This window comes from uncultured Gimesia sp. (genome assembly GCF_963972345.1).
GTDB lineage: Bacteria > Planctomycetota > Planctomycetia > Planctomycetales > Planctomycetaceae > Gimesia.
The window spans coordinates 1-3,918 of record NZ_CAXAVM010000324.1; the positions used below are offsets into that span (position 1 = coordinate 1).

Here is a 3,918-nt window from a genome sequence, read left to right on the forward strand (position 1 = left end):
GACGGTCTGTCGAGGTGTTAACTCTTGCACTGCAGTTCCTCCACGATGATATTATTATTCGTATAGATATCGATGTCTGAAGCGATTCCCAGCGAGGTTTTTACAATCTCCGCAGCCGATAACTGGGAATGCCCCACCAGCGCCCGGGCTGCTGCAGTCGCATAGTTGCCTCCGGAGCCGATGCCAATGATTCCATCCGAGGGGACCACGACATCCCCCTGCCCGGTAATCAGCAGGCTGTGTTCGTCATTCACCACGATGATCAGCGCTTCCAGTTTTCGCAAGATGCGATCGGTCCGCCAGTCCCGCGCCAGTTCTGTTGCCGCCCGGGGCATATTGCCGGGATAGTCCCGTGCTTTGACTTCGAAGCGTTCCAGCAGGGCAAATGCATCGGCGGTCGAACCGGCAAATCCACACACGACATTACCATCGAGAATCTTGCGAATTTTACGCGTGTCGCTTTTCATCACCGTGTCGCCGTGTGTCACCTGTCCATCTCCGCCGATGGCAACCTGACCATTATGACGAACTGTTAATATCGTCGTGGAACGCCATTTCTTTTTATCTTTGTAACCCATATCTCTGATTTCATAAAAATAATTGCTGATGATTTGAATCTTTACCCCTCGCGGCAAGACACCATAGAACAGTCCCGGAAGACATGCAAGCTTATGCCGAGTGATTCAACGCTGACTCATTGTTCATTGTAACGTGTTTCAGATGATTGGAAACCAGCTGAATGGAATGCTTTTTCTCCCGAATACTAAACCTGCGATCATAGTCTTTCAGAAACACGTTTTTCAATCGCAGCCCGGTCGTATGCCTTTGTTCTGATACGTGAGAAAACGAATTCCACCGCAGATCAGATAATCACCCAAAACGCGGATTCTATATATGTGTGCGAGGAAGCCATACCTATTGGCAATCTCAAGCGCGATTGGATGATAGCCGTCTGGACAGACTTCAGCATGCACGTTTCAACCAGGGTTTAAACAATCATTGAAGGCGTCCAGAGAAATCAGCCTATCGACTATATAAAAACTGCCACAGCAACACAAAATTCAGTCTCGATTGCCGACATACTCTTTAACGCAAAAAAACGTAGCACTCCAGCTATTGATCATATACCTGGAGTTGCCCTTTTGACATTCTTCATAAGCAAGAACCTAGCGGTCTTTATACATTTTCAACGCAAGCTGAGCCGTTGCTCTACGATCGTAATCAGCAGTTTTGTCTAGGGTAGCGGCCTCGATCAGTGGACGAGATTCGGGCAGTAAGACCGCAAGTATCTCAGCAATCTTGTATCGTTTCTCCAATGAACAACCCTCACTTTTTTCCAGAATGAGACGTGTCGGCAAATCGCCAAATCGATTGAGGATGGAAAATACCTGGCGATCCATGATATACGTTTGAGAGTCGGGTGCATCAATGATTGAATGCAAAGCTCCATGCTGAAACATGCGCTCGATTGATTCAGCAGGGTCTTTGAGCAAAACATCGAGTGCCTTAGTGCGTTCCTTCTCAGTTATGTATGTGGGATCTCGAAAGATTGTGTGAATATTCTCATCCAACATTTGCAACTTATTGTAATCAATTTTCCTTTTGCTTCGTTTGTCAAAGATAATATTACCAATTGCGTGTGCTGCATCTTCTTTTCGTTCTGAGTTCTTTACAATCTCTCTCAGGTAGGGAATGGCTCGTTGATCTCCAATCTCTTCGAACGCTGATACACAGGTCAAGTCATTGTCTGCTTTCTGTCCTTGGATAAACTCCAGATAATAAGCTTCAACAAATGGATAGGCGGATTCATCCCCCCCTTTTTCCGCAATGGCCCTGACGAGCCGTTGGTTCATCCGTTGGGGTAAACCTTTTCTAGAAGCAAGTTTTACAATATCAGTCGGTTCAGCATACTTGAATAAAACATTAATGGCTGCTTGCAGTTCCTCTTCCTGAGCTTTGGTATTCTGATAGACAGTTTGAGCACGAGCGATTTCCTCAGCCGTCTGATATTGAGCAAGAAATGGGGTAATACGTGCTGCCAGTTCAGGATATTTTTTGCGCAGACGATTTAATACCGGTGGTGCTTTTTTTTGATGATCTGACCGAACTAATAACTCGAGATACCGAATGAAAGCACTTTCTGAAGATTCTGCAACATGATCAGAAACGCGAACGAGTTCCTCAAAATGCTCAGGGAGAGTCATCTGAGATAAAGCTTCCATGGCTTCCTGGATCGATAATGAATCATCGGTCGACTGAATCAATGCAATAATCCGTGTTGCAGTCTGGGGGGATCGAAAGGAACCAAGTGTGCGGAGAGCCTGGTTTCGTCGTTGCCAGACTTCTGCTGGAGCAGTGAGTTTCTTAGCGCGCATTTTTTCAGGGAGATCCGGATCAAATTGATTGAGCACAAACGGTAGTGCGGCTGACTTATCCATTTGCAAAGCTTCAATGATCCTGAGCGATTCATTAACATGCTTTGGGTTCGATTCAGCAAGTTTCAACAACCTGGCGAAGTTTTGCTTCGAGTCAACTCCAGCAGTACACAGCATAAACAGGCGGCCCATTTGTTCCTGCACATCAAGCTTCGCGATATCAAGTTGATCGAGTCGCTTTATGAACGCTTGCCATTTACCAAATTCTTGCAGTTCACTAATGTCTGGATCATAATCCTTGTTTTTGTAGATTGTTTCCAAACTGGCAAAGTCACTGTCGGATATGATTTTAGGCGACTTCCCCTTCGCCTCAATCCATTTGTTGGTTTCTGCGACGCGATCAGGATCAATCCTCCGTGGTCTCCGTGATCGCGAATACTTGTCTAGAAAGTCAGGGTATTCCTGCTGGATGTTAACTCCAACTTGATAGGCCTGTTTTCCTCTCAGCCTGGAAAACAACTTAGTCATTAACAGTGGTCTGACCGTTATATTTATGGTCTTCTTAAGAACCGTCTCAATATCAGCCAACTCAACTGGGGTATTGCCAAAAGAATAGCCATGACTATGAGGACTTAAATTGACCGCAATAAAATGCAGCATTGTTGCCTCATTAGTGACCCGAGTCTCAAAGCGACAGCCACCATTTTCTAGTTTTGTAACTGATTGGGGAGCAGGAGCAATAATTGGCTGGACGGTTGCAGGACATGTAACTGTCACAGGTACAGTTTGAAGCGCAGGAAATACAGCTGATAGTTCAGTTATGTCATCGGGCTGGATAGAGCTCCACGGATTGGGAAATGAATCCGTGTGACAATCATACTCAATGACGATCTTACTATGACTTTTTGCCTGTAATGGTGCAGCAAATGAAATTAATACTGGCTGACAATTGTGATTTAAACGGTATCTTCGCGAAAAGAATTCCGCCTGCTGTGGCTGACCAATTGCATCCAACACAGTCGGGTCAGAATAAAAATCGTTACTTTCTCTGCGTGGTTCAGTGTCATACTTTATCAATTTCCCCGTGTAGGGGCTCACCAATGATTCATTGAATCCCCACTGAGCTAGTTTTTTTGACCTTTCGTTATCTTCCGTTTTAATTTCTTGATCGATATCAGGAAACAAGGTTCTCATGAGCGATACACTTGGGAGATAGGGATGCGGTTGGTAAGCACCGGCTTGGATATATGCGACAAACTGTTTTGACATTTGCAGGCTTAACCCCATGTTGTCGTGAACGTATTTTAGCATCGGACCTTTGAGCAGTTCCTCTGGCTCACGCTGCATATCCCAAGCCTGACGCAACTTCGGTATACGCTCTGCGAGATCTGGCTTAGCGGCTAACCACTTGTCGGCCTGCGCATGCCATTGCTTCTCATAGGGAGCGAAACTATAACTACGAGCAAGAAGCGAAACGTATTTCCGATGAGAATCGGGTAAGTCAATTCTAAACTTCGGATCGATCTCAGGCATCAACTCGATT

At 45.6% G+C, this 3,918-nt stretch carries 2 protein-coding genes; both read right to left on the reverse strand.

The window, feature by feature from the left end; all coding sequences use genetic code 11:
• Nucleotides 1–17: 17 nt before the first annotated feature.
• Nucleotides 18–578: an ATP-dependent protease subunit HslV gene (gene hslV / locus AACZ40_RS28470; protein WP_291179948.1), complete on the reverse strand. Its 561-nt coding sequence runs from the start codon at nucleotides 576–578 to the stop codon at nucleotides 18–20.
• Nucleotides 579–1,166: 588 nt separating this feature from the next.
• Nucleotides 1,167–3,918 (reverse strand): hypothetical protein (locus AACZ40_RS28475; protein WP_339676998.1); only part of this gene is annotated, 2,752 nt, incomplete at its 5' end.